Genomic DNA, 14,102 nt, shown 5'->3' on the forward strand with positions numbered 1-14,102 from the left:
TGATGGGGAAAGCTCATATTTCGACGACTCACGACGCGGACCGCAAAAGGGCGGTCGGCACAGGATCAACTGACAGACCTAAGGCATCCCCCCAAAGAACTCTGCCCGCGATGCGCCTAACGGCGCACCCCCGGAAGCGCAGTCTGAACCAGACCCAATCAACGACACACCCCGCATACGGGTACGTTTTCCGCAGCCGCGAACGGCCATCCCAGTCACACAACGTGCCGACCCTGCAGATGTGACTACACCTTGCGGGTGAGGGCGACCGAGAGCCGCTGGCGTTGTCGCCGGAGTCGATCCGCCGTCCCACCACGTGGTGACGATGTTCCGCGAGGCAGCGACGACCGTCTGCTGGGTGGGCTTTGGGTCGATCAGCTCGCACGCGCTCCCTGCTCGGCCGCCGACGCACCGTCATCGAGGAACTCCGCCCGCTCATCCTTCGCAGGACAGCGCTTCGCACCACCGTTGCGGAGAAGGACAACAGCGGCGGCGCCTCAGCGACGGAAGGGGCGGCGGGGGTCGCGTGGGGTCATGTTGTCGAAGGTGGTGAACCAGGCTCGTGGCGTGTAGTCGCCCATGCCCGGGTGGCGGTTCTGTTCGTCGTCGGGGTCTTCGATGCCGTCGAGGCCAGCGTTGAACAGGGCGAGGATGTCGGTGTCCTGGAGCAGCACGTCCGGCAGCAGGTCCCAGTCGAGGTCGCGGTCGTGTTCGGGGAGTCCGGCGAAGTGGGTTTCCAGGCCCGACCAGCCGTCGTCCACGGCCGACTCGCCGTAGCGCAGCATCAGGTGCAACGCCATCTCCTCGGCCGAGCACGTCGGCTGCGGCCACTGCCCCGCCGCCAGGTCCGCGGCGAGGTCGTCGAACGCCCGAGCCGCCTGGCGCCGCCACACCGCGTCCTGCCGCCAGGTGATCCCGGGGAACTCGCCGAACACCAACCAGATGCCGTCACTGCCCTGAACCGGGTCGTCGCCGTGCTCGATCACATCGTCGTAGGCCTGGTCGGCGAGCAGTCCGGCCATGCTCCACAGCACCGCCGCCGTCCGCCGCGTCACGCAATCGGAGGCACACCTCTCACAGTCCGGTGTGCCGCAGCCGCACACCGGGAACAGGGCGGCGAAGTCCGGCCACATCGGAAGCGGACGGTCGTGTTCGTCGACTTCCTCGACGCCGCACTGCGTCTCGCGGACCTGCACCCCGTCGACGTCGACCACCAGGTCGTCGGCGTACACCAGTTCCTGCAGGGCCGAGGCGACACCGCCACGCACACGTTCCCGCTCGGCGGCGCGCACGTCCTCGACGGTCTCGTCGGAGCCGCGGCCTACGACATAGGTCGCCTCGTCGACGTGCAGCAGGGCCGCCTGTGTCAACGCGGCTTCGTCGACGACGTCGACGAACACCTCGGCGGTCAACTTCAGTCTGCGCACGTTCGCGCCGGCCTCGGTCATCCGGCGACCTTACGACCCCGTCCGCCACAGGTTCAGGCGCTTGACGAACCTTGAGGGCGGTTCACGCCAACGGGTGACGTTTGGCGGCGGTTGGCGACATTCACCCGTTCGAGGCGACCCCATTTGGCGTTGGTCAAAAGTCTGGAGCGACCCGCTCCCGATTTCGCTCCTAAACAGCGTTCACCAAGATCGCAAAGTTACTGTTCCGTGACCGAATGAAGATCAACAGCCGAACACGAAAAAGCCCGCTGACCTGGTCAAATGTCCAGATCCAGCGGGCTTCTTCAGACCGTCGGGACGACAGGATTTGAACCTGCGACCCCTTGACCCCCAGTCAAGTGCGCTACCAAGCTGCGCCACGTCCCGGCCGCATCCCGTTGTGGGGTGCGCGGATAGCTTAGCGCACTCGCAACGGGCCCCCGACGCGGCCCCCTTGGAGGGGCGCCCAGGCGATCTACCTGCGGAGATGGCAGAGGCCCGCGCTTGGCGGGCCCCTGTTCCCCTCGGTCGCACCGCTCCCCCGAGTCGACGCCCCGGTTTACTATGCGTTCGCGGGGTTTCGTGCACTACCGCCGAAAGTCGAGTCATCTGTGTCAACTTTCGACGGACTTGAGGGTAGGTCGGCTTCCAGCACGAACCCGCCGTCGGACCTCGTGGTGGTGGTCAGGGTGCCGCCGGCCTGGGTCACGCGCTCCGTCAGGCCGTGCAGGCCGTGGCCGCCTTGGTCCGGGGTCGGCGGCGTGGTGGTCGGTGGGCCGTTGACGATCGTCACGCGCAGGCGTCCGTCCTTTTTTGACAGTCGCACGTGGACGGCGGCGCCGGGGGCGTGCTTGGTCACGTTGGTCAGGGCTTCCTGGATCACCCGGTAGACGGCTCGGCCCGTGGCGGGTGGTGGGGGTGGGCCGCTCTGGTCTTCGAAGTGGACGGTGAGGCCAGCGGCGGTCGCCCGATCGATCAAGGAGCGGATGCCTTCGATGCCCGGCGTGGGTTCGGTGTTGAGCAGGCCCAGTGCTGCTCGCATCTCGGCCAGGGCCTCCTTGGCCAAGGCTCTCAGGCGCAGGGCCGTCTCACGTGTCTTCGTGTCCTCCGTGGTGGCGGCGAGGGCGGCTGACTCCACCGCGATGAGCGTCGCGTGATGACCGACGGCGTCGTGGATCTCACGGGCTATCCGGGCGCGTTCCGACGCACGCGCACCGCTCTCGCGGGCCTCCAGTTCGGCGGTGCGGGCGCGGGAGGCTTCGGCGAGGCTCGCGGTCAGTTCGCGCCTGGTCGTGATCAGGGCGCCGAGCGCGGTGGGGGCGCCCGCCATGAACAGGCTGAACGCGAACGTGAGCAGGGCGGCACCGGGGGCCAGGCCTTGGCTGGCGACGACCAGCGTGGACGGCAGCACGGTGGCCAGGGTCACCCAGGTGATCATCGCTCGAACGGTGGACTTGCGCCCCACCCGGTACATCGCGACCACGGTGGGTGGCCAGCCCAGACCCCCGATGAGGCCGGGCAGGCAGGCCAGGGCGGCTGTCCACGGCTGCCGGCGGCGCACCGGCAGCAGCAGGCAGGCCGCCAGCGCCGTCGGGATGGACCACGAGTACGGCACGTAGTCGGCGAGCAGCACCATCGCCGCCGGCACGGCGACGACCAGGAGCTCCAGCAGGATCACCACGTGCCCACCTGGTGCGCGACGAGGGCGGCTTGGACGCGGTTCTCGACGCCGAGCTTGGTGAGCACGGTGGACACGTAGCTCTTCACCGTCGCCTCGCTCAGGCCGAGTGACGCGGCGATGGCGCCGTTCGGCTGCCCGCTCGCCAGCAGTTCGAGCACCTGCCGCTCACGGGCGCTGAGCCCGTCGAGCTGCGCGTTGCCCCGCAGCCGGGAGGTGCGCAGCTTCGGCAGCAACCGGGCGGTGATGCGGGGGTCCAGGACCGCTCCCCCGGCGGCCAGGTCGAGCACGGCGCGCACCAGGGCGTCGGGCTCGGCGTCCTTGAGCAGGAAGCCCTGGGCGCCGAGCTCCAACGCCGTGGCCACGTAGTCGTCCAGGTCGAACGTGGTCAGCACGGCGAGTGCGGGCGGGTCGGGCCAGGTCAGCAGGACCTTCAGCGCGGCCAGCCCGTCCATGCCCGGCATCTGCACGTCGACGAGCGCGACGTCCGGCCGGAACCGGCGCACGACGTCCAGCAGGCCGGCGCCGTCCGCGGCCTCGGCCACGACCTGCACCCGACCGTCCGCTTCGAGCAGCACCTTCAGCCCTCGGCGGAGCAGCGGTTCGTCGTCAGCTAGGACCAATCGCACCGGCACGATGCCAGGCAACCGCATTCGGCCTGCCGGAGCAACCGATCACGTCGGCAACCGGTCACGCCGGCAACCGGTCACGTCGGCAACCGGTCACTTCTTGGTGCGCTTCTCCCGCACCCGCACCGAGATGCGCACCGGGCTGCCCTGGAAGCCGAACTCCTCGCGCAGCCTGCGCTCGATGAACCGCCGGTAGCCCGCCTCCAGGAAGCCGGTCGTGAACAGCACGAACGTCGGCGGCCGGGTGGAGGCCTGGGTGGCGAACAGCACCTTCGGCTGCTTGCCGCTGCGCACGGGCGGCGGGGTGGCGGCGATCAGGTCGGTCAGCCACGAGTTGAGCTGACCGGTCGAGATGCGGGCGTCCCAGGAGGTCAGGGCCGTGCGCAGGGCGGGGGCGAGCTTGCGCACCGCACGTCCCGTCAACGCCGAGATGTTCACCTTCTCGGCCCACGGCACCCGGACGAGCCCGCGTTCCAGCTCACGCACCATCGCGTGGCGCCGGTCTTCGTCCACGAGGTCCCACTTGTTGAACGCCAGCACGCACGCCCGACCGGAGTCGACGACCATGGTCAGCACCCGCAGGTCCTGCTCGCTGATCGGCTCGGACGCGTCCAGCAGCACGATGGCCACCTCGGCGGACTCGATCGCGGCCTTGGTGCGCAGGGACGCGTAGTACTCGGCGCCGGAGGCGAAGTTGACCCGCTTGCGCAGGCCCGCGGTGTCGACGAACCGCCACATCTCGTCGTCCAGCTCGACCAGCGAGTCGACCGGGTCGACGGTGGTGCCCGCGACGTCGTGCACGACCGACCGGTTCTCCCCGGTCAGCCGGTTGAGCAGGGACGACTTGCCGACGTTGGGCCGGCCGACCAGGGCCACCCGGCGCGGGCCGCCGCGGACGGCTTCGAACGTCTCGCGCGGCGTCTGCGGCAGCGCCTTGAGGATCGCGTCGAGCATGTCGCCGGAGCCGCGGCCGTGCAGGCCGGACACCGGGATCGGCTCGCCGAGGCCCAGTGACCACAGCGACGCGACCTCGGCCACGAGCCGCTCGTCGTCGACCTTGTTCGCGACCAGCAGCACGGGCCGCTTGGACCGGCGCAGCAGCTTCACCGCGGCCTCGTCGTTGGTGGTCGCGCCGACCGTGGCGTCGACCACGAACAGGATCGCGTCGGCGGTCGCCATGGCCAGTTCGGCCTGGGCGGCGACGGCGGCCATCATGCCGACGGCGTCGGGCTCCCAGCCGCCGGTGTCGACCACGGTGAACTTGCGGCCGTTCCACAGCGCGTCGTAGGCGACCCGGTCGCGGGTCACGCCCGGCACGTCCTGCACGACCGCCTCACGACGGCCGATGATGCGGTTGACCAGCGTCGACTTGCCCACGTTCGGTCGGCCGACGACGGCGAGCACCGGCATCGGCGGCGTGCCGCCCTCCTCGCCCTCCACCGTCTCGTCGAACGCGGTCCAGTCGGACTCGTCCGCCCAGGTGCCGTCCAAGTCCGTCATGGTGTTGCTTCTCCTCGCTGGCTGTCGAGCTCGGCCACCAGCGTGGCCAAGCGGTCGCGGACCTGCTCGGTGGCCTTCACGAGCGCCTGGCGACCCTTGTCGGTCGGCAGCTCGAACGGCTCACCCACGAGCACGTCCACCACGGGCCGGAACCGTCGTCGGGTTCCGGCCGGGCGCAGGGTGCCGCGGCACGCGATGGGCACGACGACCGCGCCGGTCGTGCGGGCGAGCCACGCGGCGCCTGCTTGCGCCTCGGCCACGTCGCCCGTGCCACGGGTGCCTTCGGGGAACACGCCGATCACGCCGCCGGCCCGCAGCACCTTCTGCGCGGCGAGCAGCGGCGCCCGGTCGGGTTCGCCGCGCCGCACGGCCAGTTGGCCGATCTTGCGCAGCAGCGTGCCCGCCACACCCCTGAACATCTCCTGCTTGATCAAGAACACCACACGTCGGGGCAGGAGGCCGAACAATATCGGTCCGTCCACCATCGAGCTGTGGTTGGCCACGATGACCACGGGGCCGTCCAGCGGCATCCGTGAGGCGCCGTGCGTGCGGACGCGGAACGGCACGTGGAACGGTCCGCGCGAGATCCACCGGCCGACGTCGTGCAGCCAGGGCGTCGCACCGTCGGGGAGCTGGTCGGTCACCCGCGCACCCGTCCGCTCGGCTGGGCCAGCAGGCCGTGCGAGTCCACCAGCTCCAGCAACGCGGCCAGCGTGCCGGGCAGGTCGAGCGTCGTCGTGTCGAGCACGATGGCGTCCTCGGCGGCGCGCAACGGCGACACCGCCCGTGATGAGTCGTAGGCGTCACGGCGCTGCACGTCGGCGAGCGTGGCGTCCAGGGTGGACTCGCGGCCGGACGCGCTGTCCTGCTTGGCGCGGCGCTGGGCGCGGGCCTCGGCGTCGGCGGTCAGGTAGACCTTGAGCGGCGCGTCGGGTGCGACGGCGGTGCCGATGTCACGGCCCTCCACCACGATGCCGCCGACCTCGTCCACCGCCCGCGCGATGATCCGGCGCTGTTCGGCGACGAGCAGCTCGCGCACCGCGGGCACGGCCGACACCGGTGACACGGCCAGCGTCACCTCGGGGCCGCGGATCTCCGCGCCGACGTCGTGGCCGTCGAGGAAGGTGGTCGAGCGGTCGGGGTTCGTGCCCTGCACGAGCGGTGCCGCCGCGGCGACCCGGGCGACCTCGACCTGGTCGGCGAGGTCGACGCCGGCGCGCAGCACGGCCAACGTCACCGCCCGGTACATGGCCCCGGTGTCGAGGTAGCGTGCGCCGAGGGTCGCCGCGAGCCGCCGCGCCGCGGAGGACTTGCCGGTGCCGGAAGGCCCGTCCAGGGCCACCACGCCACGCAGCTCACCGTGTCCCACGGGGTATTCCTCCTCAAGCGACGACGGTCGTCAACCTCCAATTGTGCCTGGTGCGGCCCGTCACACCCACATCAGGTGGCCTGTCGTGCCTCGTCCGCGCCGCCGGCGCCGTCAGCCCAGGTCGGCCAGCAACAGCCCGCTGCGCGGCTTCGGGGTGAAGTAGGTGCTCTTGCGCGGCATCCGGCCGCCGGCCGCGTGCACGTCCAGCACGTCGGCCAGCGGCACGGGGGCGATCAGCAGGACCGCGTCCACCGGTGCGCCGTCGGGCACGTCACCGGTCACCGGCCGCACGTGCGGGCTCTCCGGGTCCAGTCCGAGCGCCTTGTCCAGCAGCACGGCCTCGACGAACGCGTGGTCGACGCCCGCCGACGGCAGCTCGACGCGGACCGCGGCGGACCCGGCCACCGCGACGACCACCCCCGGCGACGGGCGGGTCGCGGCGTCGACCGGCGTCACCACCAGCCCGAGCGCGCGCCACGCGACCACCATGTCGGCCAGCGACAGCCCGGTGCCCGCCACGGCACGGTGGATCGGCCCGATCCGCAGGTCGGGACCGGCCGTGACCAGCGCCAGCAGTCCGGACAGGCCGGCCGACGCGGCCACCCGGTGGTTGCCGTCGGCCACCATCAGCGGGTGCTCACCGGCGGCGGCCAGCAACGCGTCCTGCCGTTCGCCCGGTCCCACGAGCCACAGCCAGTGCCGCCGCCCGCCGGGGTCGACGACGGACACGGCGGGCTCGTCGTCCACCTCCGCCACGAGCCGGGTCAGCGCGACCTCGCGCGCCACCGGCACCAACATCGCCGCGCTGGTCACGCAGCCGAGGCCGGACAGCACGCGCGCCCGTTCGGCGACCACGTCGGGGTACACGTCCTCGGTGTGCCCGACCGCGGCCGGGTCGACCATGCACAGCAGGCCGTGCGCGGTGCCGTCCGGGCCGTCCACCCGGTACGGCGCGACCACGTCCCGCACCTCGCGGTAGGCGGTGCGGCGCAGCTGGGCGAGCTCGGCGACGGCGTGCGGCAGGGAGTCGAGCAGGCTCGACCCGGCGGCCAGCGCGGCGGGCGTGCGGTGCGGGTGCTGCACCGCGAGCAGCGTGCCGGGGCGGGCGCGAGCCAGCGCGGCGACGATCCGCTCCGGCTCGGCGAACTCGTCGACGTCGGGCCCCGGCACGCGGTCGCGCACCACCCACCCACGGCTGATAGCCCGAACGCGTGCTGTCACTCGGCTAGGATCACATGGTGTGAACGTCGAGGTGACGCCGCTTCCGGGGATCGGCACCCGTCAGGACTTCATGATCCGGGCGGGCCGGCGGATCGGGGTGATCACGCACCGTGACGGGAAGTTCGAGCTGATCGTCTCGCACCTGGACGACCCGGACGACTGCGCGGCGTCGATAGCGCTGACCCCGGCGGAGGCGAGCACCCTGGCCGGGCTGCTCGGCTCGCCGCAGCTGGTCGCGCACCTCCAGGAGCAGCACCGCGAGGTCGCGGGCATCTCCACCAAGCAGTTCCCGATCGTGCCCGGCTCCCGGTTCGACGGCAGCCCGCTGGCCGAGACGGAGCTGCGCACCCGCACCGGCGCGTCCATCGTGGCCGTGGTGCGGGCTGGTTCGGTGCACGCGTCGCCGCGCCCGGACTTCGTCTTCGCGGGCGGCGACCTCGTCGTCGTGGTCGGCACGGCCGACGGCCTCGGCGCCGCGGCCGAGTTGCTGGGCGGTGGCTGAGCACCTTGCACAACACCGCAATCGCACTGATCCAACTGGGTGCGGTCTTCTTCGGGCTGGGCCTGCTCGGCAAGATGGCGTGGCGGGTCGGCATCTCCCCGATCCCGCTCTACCTGATCGGCGGCCTGGCCTTCGGGCAGGGCGGCCTGGTGCCGCTGCACGGCATCGAGGACTTCACGCACCTGTCCAGCGAGATCGGCGTCATCCTCCTGCTGCTCCTGCTCGGCCTGGAGTACTCGGCCGTCGAGCTCATGACGGGGCTCAAGAAGTCGTGGACGGCGGGCCTGCTCGACATCGTGCTGAACGCGACGCCGGGCGTGATCGCGGCGTTGATCCTGGGCTGGGGCCCGGTGGGCGCGTTGGCGATGGGCGGCGTCACCTACATCTCGTCGTCCGGGATCATCGCCAAGGTGCTCGGCGACCTGGGCCGGCTGGGCAACCGGGAGACCCCGGTGGTGCTGTCGGTGCTGGTGTTCGAGGACCTGGCGATGGCGGTCTACCTGCCGATCCTGACCGCCGTGCTGGCGGGCGTGAGCTTCGTCGGCGGGTTGACCGCGGTGGGCATCTCGCTGGCCGCGATCACGGTGGTGCTGGTGATCGCGCTGAAGTTCGGCCGGTACGTGTCGGCGCTGGTGGACAGCCCCGACCCGGAGGTGTTCCTGCTCAAGGTGCTCGGCGCGGCGCTGCTGGTCGCGGGCGTGGCCTCGCAGCTGCAGGTGTCGGCGGCGGTGGGCGCGTTCCTGCTGGGCATCGCGATCTCCGGGTCGACGGCGGAGAACGCGACCCGGATGCTGGAGCCGCTGCGGGACCTGTTCGCGGCGATGTTCTTCGTGGTGTTCGGCCTGAACACCGATCCGGCGTCGATACCGCCGGTGCTGGTGCTCGCGGTGGCGCTGGCCGTGGCGACGACGCTGACGAAGGTCGCCACCGGGTGGTGGGCCGCGCGGCGGCAGGGCATCGGGCGGATGGGTCGGGCCCGGGCGGGGGCGGCGTTGGTGGCGCGGGGCGAGTTCTCGATCGTCATCGCGTCGCTCACGGTGGCGTCCGGCGCGGTGGACGGGCAGTTGGCGGCGCTCGCGACGGCGTACGTCCTGTTGATGGCGGTGCTTGGGCCGGTCGCGGCACGCGTAGTGGAGCCGTTGGCCAGGAAGTTCACCCGAAAGCGTGGTACGGCTCCGGCAACGGCCTGACCTGTATCTCTGCCCACCTGGACGGCTCCACTACGGCATAGGTCCACGTGCGCGCAAGTCGCCAACTCTTCCGGGCGATTGAGCGCGGGCGTGATCCGGGGTTACACCTGACTGCCGTCCAACCCCGAAGGGGGTCGTCATGTCACAACCAACGGGCACCGAGACCACGGGCCGCTACCTGGTGCTGCTCGACGACAAGTCCGTCGCCGCCGGCGCCCGGGAGATGCACCGGGTCGCCGGCATCAGCACCGCGAGCACCGCCGACGCCGCCACCAGAGCGGATTTCGCCGCGGCCGACGGCGTGATCTTCCAGGACCTGGGCATCGCCGTGGTCGACGCGACGCCGGACCAGGTCACGAGGCTGACCAGGGCCGCCGAGGCGCCGGGCCCGATCGCCGTGGTCGAGGCCGAGCGCGTCGTGCACGCCTACTCGGCGGCGCCGGACACCGGCACCGACCAGGCCGCCGCGTCTCCCGTGGACGAGTCGGTGTTCACCTGGGGCTTGCAGGCCGTGGGCGCGAACCTCAGCTCGGCCACCGGCAAGGGCGTGCGGATCGCCGTGCTCGACACCGGTTTCACCGTCGCGCACCCCGACTTCGCCGGCCGCACCGTGATCACGCAGTCGTTCATCGACGGTGAGACGGTGGACGACGCGCACGGCCACGGCACGCACTGCATCGGCTCCGCGGCGGGACCGCGCCAGGCGCCCAGCGGCGGCCCCGGCTACGGCGTCGCCCACGAGGCCGAGATCTACGCGGGCAAGGTGCTGTCGAACAGGGGCAGCGGCACCGACAGCGGCATCCTGGCCGGCATCGAGTGGGCCATCGCCAACAACTGCGCGGTCGTCTCGATGTCCCTGGGCGCGACCGTGCGACCGGGCACGCCGCACTCGCAGATCTTCGAGCACGCCGCCACGCGCGCCCTGGCCAAGGGCACGTTGATCATCGCGGCGGCGGGCAACGACAGCAAGCGGCCGGGCAAGGTCGCACCGGTCGGCCACCCCGCCAACTGCCCGTCGATCCTCTCCGTGGGCGCGGTCGACGTGCAGCGCGCGATCGCGGTCTTCTCCTGCGGGACGGTCGACACGATCGGCCAGGTCGACCTCTCCGGTCCCGGCGTGGACGTCTACTCCAGCTGGAACGTCGAGGACGGCGGGCTCGGCATGCACAAGCGCATCCAGGGCACCAGCATGGCCACGCCGCACGTCGCCGGCGTCGCGGCGCTCATCGCCGAGAAGCACAACGCGCGCGGGTGGGAGCTGTGGGCCAGGCTGTCGCAGAGCGGGCGTCGGCTGGGCCTGCCCTCCACGGACGTGGGCGCGGGCCTGGTCCAGGCCCCCTAGTCAGGTGACGGGGGCACCCGTGGACAGGGTCGTGGTCTCGGTCGCCAACGACGGCCTGGCCGACCTGCCCACCGTGGTCTCGGCGCTGCGCGCGGCCGGGATGGTCGTGGAGGACGTGCTGGAGGCGCTGGGCGTGGTCACCGGGTCGGTCGCCCCTGGTGGGGGCGACCTGCTCGGCGCCGTGCCCGGCGTCTCGAACGTGGAGGTGGACCGCACCGTGCGGCTGCCACCGACGCCTGAGGCCTGACGCCTGACCTGCGCATACCACTTGGGCGTCACCCGGTGGAGGGACGAGAGGTTTGGGATGGCCACCTCGGGTAACCGGTTCGCTGAGACGTACCGGTCGTCCGAGGAGGTCGAAGACGATGAAAGCCCTGCTCGCCGCGCAGACGGTGCAGGCTCAAGGCATCGGTGACGCAACCGGTGACGCCCTGCGCTCCGTGGTGACCTTCCTGCCGAAGCTCGTCGGGTTCCTGGTCGTGCTGCTCATCGGGTGGATCGTCGCCCGGTTGCTGCGCACGGCGGTGAACAAGGTGCTGGAGCGGGTGCACTTCGACCGCGCCGTGCAGCGCGGCGGCATCGGTGACGCGCTCGCGAAGTCCAAGTTCGACGCCTCGGGACTGGTCGCGCAGCTCGTGTACTACGCGGTGCTGCTGATCGCGCTGCAGATCGCGTTCGGCCTGTTCGGGTCGAACCCGGTGAGCAACCTGCTGACCGAGATCGTGGCCTGGCTGCCGCGGGCGATCGTGGCGATCGTCATCATCGTGGTCGCCGCCGCCATCGCGCGGGCCGTGCGTGACATCGCGACGCGGGCGCTCGGCGGGCTGTCGTACGGCCCGACGCTCGCCAAGGTCGCCTCGTGGTTCATCATCGCGCTCGGCGTGATCGCGGCGCTGAACCAGATCGGTGTCGCCACCACGGTCACCACCCCGATCCTGATCACCATCCTGGCGACGGTCGGCGGTATCGCGGTCGTCGGCGTCGGCGGTGGCCTGATCAAGCCCATGCAGCAGCGGTGGGAGGGTTTGCTGACGAAGGCGGAGAACGAGGTGCCGCAGGCCAAGGCTCAGGCGGAGGCCTACCAGCGCGGTCGTGAGGACGTGCAGCGCACGGCCCAGGGCGCGCCGGTGTCGGCGTCCGAGCAGACCACCCGGATCACCGAGACCCCGGCGCACGCGGCGAGCATGCCGACGCCGCCGGTCGGCCAGCCGATGCCGCAGGTCGACCCGACCCGACCGGTCCAGCCGCACCCGGGCCAGTACCCGCCCAACGAGCAGCGCTGACACCGGGCACGGCACGCACCGAGCCGACCGGGCACGGGCAGACCCGAGAACAGCCCTGACCTGGAACGCGCTCACACCGTTCGAACGCTCCGCGGCCGTTCCGGAGCCGCTCCGCCCACCAGGGCGGGCAGTTCGAACGCTTCGCAGGGGTCCTCGCCCAGGGGACCCCTGCTTTTATTCTGCCGGCGGGGTCTGACAGTTTTGATCGCCGAGGACACTTCCGGGCGCTGTTCGCGGGTGTCCGCGCAGGCCGGTCAGCCGGGATCGAGGGGATGCGGGTGGCGCTGAGCGTTGACGAGTTGGTCGGTCGGGACGAGTGGGACGCGGTCAACCGGTCGCTGCGGCGCCCGTTCGTCGTCTACAAGTTCGCGGCCACGCTCGACGGGCGGATCGCCGCCGAGGACGGCACCAGCCAGTGGATCACCAGCGCCGAGAGCCGCGCCGAGGTGCACCTGCTCCGCGCGGGCTGTGACGCGACCGTCGTCGGCTCCGGCACGCAACAGGCGGACGACCCGAGCCTCGCGGTGCGCGGTGACGCGCTCCCCGACCGCCAGCCGCTGCGCGTGGTGATCGACAGCAACGCCAGGACGCCGCGCGACGCGAAGGTGTGCGACGACACCGCGCCGACGCTCGTCGTGGTCGCCGAGGACGCCGACGCCTCGCACCTCGCGGGAGTGGCGGACGTGCTGAAGGTGCGGCGGGCAGAGAGGGGCCTGGACCTGCCGGCGGTGCTCGCGGGCCTGCACGCGCGTGGCGTGCGGGCGCTGTTCCTCGAAGGCGGGCCCACGTTGGCGGGCGGGTTCATCGCGCACGGGTTCGTCGACCGCGTGGTGAACTACGTCGCGCCCGCCCTGCTCGGCTCCGGCAAGAGCGGGCTGGGTGACGCCGGCGTCCGCAGCATGTCCGGGATCCTGCGCCTGGAACTGGTGGACGTGTCCCGGTCCGGGGCCGACGTGCGGCTGGTCAGCAGGCCCGTGCGGGGCTAGGACTCGAGCGCGGGCTCGTCGTGGCGGGCGAGGTGGCAGACGGCGGCGAGTCTCAGCGTCAGCCAGTCCGCGTTCGCCCAGTCCACGATCGCGGGCGGCTCCCAGCCGTGCGCCTTCGCCTCGTCCAGCACACCCTTGGCGTACCCGGCGAGCAGCACCACGCCCGCCACCGCCGCCGCAGGCACGCCGAACGCGAGGATGTCGCGCACCGCCGCACCGTGCTGGTCGACCGCGGCCAGCACCCCGGGCGCCAGGACACCGGGCGCCAGCACCGCCGCGAAACCGATTTCGTCGCTCAACCGGTCCAAGAACCGGCGAGCGGAGAAGTGCCTCCAACCGCTCACAAGGCCGACACCCTACGCTGTGCGGGGCGATCGACCCACCATCGAACACGTGTTCTATGATCACGCCGGGTCGAGCCGGATGCGCAGAGAGGAAACGAGAACGTGCAGGCGGACACGCTCGTGGAGCAGGAAGAGACGGTGGACGCCGAGGCGCCCGCCGCACCCGTGCAGCAGGAGGTCGCACCCGTGGCGCAGGCAGAGCAGGCAGCACAGCCCTCCAAGACCGAGGCTGAGGCCAAGCCCGCGGAGCCCGAGGCCAAGCCCGCGGACGCCGAGGCGAAGCCCTCCAAGCGGCCGAAGTCGACGGCCAAGAAGACCCGCACGGTCGAACTGACGCTGACCGTCACCGGGACGGCCGACGGCGAGTGGCAGGCCGATCTGGTGCACGGCACCAAGCGGGTCGTGCAGGGCCTGTCGATCTCGGCCGCGGCGGTGTCGCGTGCGGCCAAGGAGCTGCACGAAGACATCGCGGGCGGCATCGACGAGGTCATCGAGACGGCCCGCGCCCAGCACCGCACGCGGATGGAGGAGCTGGAGGCCGAGCTCGCGAGGGTCAAGGCCGCGTTGGCCGAACTGAGCGACTGAGCACCCGGGGCGGGGGCCGCCCGATCACGAGTGACCCCCGTTCCGC

At 71.7% G+C, this 14,102-nt stretch carries 15 protein-coding genes and 1 tRNA gene; 7 read left to right on the forward strand and 9 right to left on the reverse strand.

Annotated features, from left to right (window positions below):
* Nucleotides 1–497 precede the first annotated feature (497 nt).
* The 8 genes from AB0K14_RS30705 to AB0K14_RS30740 form a co-directional block, all read right to left on the reverse strand.
* Complete coding sequence (locus AB0K14_RS30705) at nucleotides 498–1,448, reverse strand: hypothetical protein (protein WP_360456516.1); 951 nt, start codon at nucleotides 1,446–1,448, stop codon at nucleotides 498–500.
* Nucleotides 1,449–1,740: 292 nt separating this feature from the next.
* Nucleotides 1,741–1,814 (reverse strand) — tRNA-Pro (locus AB0K14_RS30710).
* 175 nt (nucleotides 1,815–1,989) lie between these two features.
* Nucleotides 1,990–3,108 carry a histidine kinase gene (locus AB0K14_RS30715; protein ID WP_360456519.1) on the reverse strand — a complete coding sequence of 373 codons (1,119 nt, stop codon included), beginning with the start codon at nucleotides 3,106–3,108 and terminating at the stop codon, nucleotides 1,990–1,992.
* Complete coding sequence (locus AB0K14_RS30720; RefSeq protein ID WP_360456522.1) at nucleotides 3,102–3,758, reverse strand: response regulator transcription factor; 657 nt, start codon at nucleotides 3,756–3,758, stop codon at nucleotides 3,102–3,104. The genes AB0K14_RS30715 and AB0K14_RS30720 overlap by 7 nt, the downstream gene beginning before the upstream one ends.
* 69 nt (nucleotides 3,759–3,827) lie before the next feature.
* Nucleotides 3,828–5,234, reverse strand: a complete 1,407-nt coding sequence (gene der, locus AB0K14_RS30725; RefSeq protein WP_360456525.1) for a ribosome biogenesis GTPase Der — start codon at nucleotides 5,232–5,234, stop codon at nucleotides 3,828–3,830.
* The gene (locus AB0K14_RS30730; protein WP_360456527.1) at nucleotides 5,231–5,878 is read right to left on the reverse strand and encodes a lysophospholipid acyltransferase family protein; all 648 of its coding nucleotides are present in this window, start codon (nucleotides 5,876–5,878) and stop codon (nucleotides 5,231–5,233) included. The genes der and AB0K14_RS30730 overlap by 4 nt, the downstream gene beginning before the upstream one ends.
* Entirely contained in the window at nucleotides 5,875–6,603 is a 729-nt protein-coding gene (gene cmk, locus AB0K14_RS30735; RefSeq protein ID WP_360456530.1) for a (d)CMP kinase, read from the reverse strand. Before cmk ends, AB0K14_RS30730 begins: the two co-directional genes overlap by 4 nt.
* Nucleotides 6,604–6,714: 111 nt before the next feature.
* A complete protein-coding gene (locus tag AB0K14_RS30740) occupies nucleotides 6,715–7,824 on the reverse strand; it encodes a DUF1015 family protein (RefSeq protein WP_360456533.1) in 1,110 nt (369 codons plus the stop codon).
* A gap of 19 nt (nucleotides 7,825–7,843) precedes the next feature.
* Between AB0K14_RS30740 and AB0K14_RS30745 the strand changes: the two genes are divergently transcribed.
* The 6 genes from AB0K14_RS30745 to AB0K14_RS30770 all read left to right on the forward strand — a co-directional run bounded on the left by AB0K14_RS30745 (nucleotide 7,844) and on the right by AB0K14_RS30770 (nucleotide 13,127).
* Complete coding sequence (locus AB0K14_RS30745) at nucleotides 7,844–8,326, forward strand: cation:proton antiporter regulatory subunit (RefSeq protein ID WP_360456536.1); 483 nt, start codon at nucleotides 7,844–7,846, stop codon at nucleotides 8,324–8,326.
* 5 nt (nucleotides 8,327–8,331) lie between these two features.
* Nucleotides 8,332–9,516 (forward strand): cation:proton antiporter, encoded by a 1,185-nt coding sequence (locus AB0K14_RS30750; RefSeq protein ID WP_360456539.1) that lies wholly within the window; start codon nucleotides 8,332–8,334, stop codon nucleotides 9,514–9,516.
* Between the two features lie 139 nt (nucleotides 9,517–9,655).
* On the forward strand, nucleotides 9,656–10,858 hold the full coding sequence (locus AB0K14_RS30755) for a S8 family serine peptidase (protein WP_360456542.1): 1,203 nt from the start codon (nucleotides 9,656–9,658) through the stop codon (nucleotides 10,856–10,858).
* Between the two features lie 19 nt (nucleotides 10,859–10,877).
* The gene (locus AB0K14_RS30760; RefSeq protein WP_360456545.1) at nucleotides 10,878–11,105 is read left to right on the forward strand and encodes a hypothetical protein; all 228 of its coding nucleotides are present in this window, start codon (nucleotides 10,878–10,880) and stop codon (nucleotides 11,103–11,105) included.
* Nucleotides 11,106–11,223: 118 nt separating this feature from the next.
* The gene (locus AB0K14_RS30765; RefSeq protein WP_360456548.1) at nucleotides 11,224–12,141 is read left to right on the forward strand and encodes a hypothetical protein; all 918 of its coding nucleotides are present in this window, start codon (nucleotides 11,224–11,226) and stop codon (nucleotides 12,139–12,141) included.
* Nucleotides 12,142–12,413: 272 nt separating this feature from the next.
* Nucleotides 12,414–13,127 carry a RibD family protein gene (locus AB0K14_RS30770; protein ID WP_360456551.1) on the forward strand — a complete coding sequence of 238 codons (714 nt, stop codon included), beginning with the start codon at nucleotides 12,414–12,416 and terminating at the stop codon, nucleotides 13,125–13,127.
* On the opposite strand, the gene AB0K14_RS30775 is transcribed toward AB0K14_RS30770, so the two are convergent.
* Nucleotides 13,124–13,426 carry a DUF6401 family natural product biosynthesis protein gene (locus AB0K14_RS30775; protein ID WP_360456553.1) on the reverse strand — a complete coding sequence of 101 codons (303 nt, stop codon included), beginning with the start codon at nucleotides 13,424–13,426 and terminating at the stop codon, nucleotides 13,124–13,126. The genes AB0K14_RS30770 and AB0K14_RS30775 overlap by 4 nt on opposite strands.
* Before the next feature lie 147 nt (nucleotides 13,427–13,573).
* On the opposite strand from AB0K14_RS30775, the gene AB0K14_RS30780 reads away from it, so the two are divergent.
* Complete coding sequence (locus AB0K14_RS30780; RefSeq protein ID WP_360456556.1) at nucleotides 13,574–14,056, forward strand: DUF6319 family protein; 483 nt, start codon at nucleotides 13,574–13,576, stop codon at nucleotides 14,054–14,056.
* Nucleotides 14,057–14,102: the final 46 nt, after the last annotated feature.

It is taken from the genome of Actinosynnema sp. NPDC050801 (genome assembly GCF_040673975.1).
Taxonomy (GTDB): domain Bacteria; phylum Actinomycetota; class Actinomycetes; order Mycobacteriales; family Pseudonocardiaceae; genus Actinosynnema.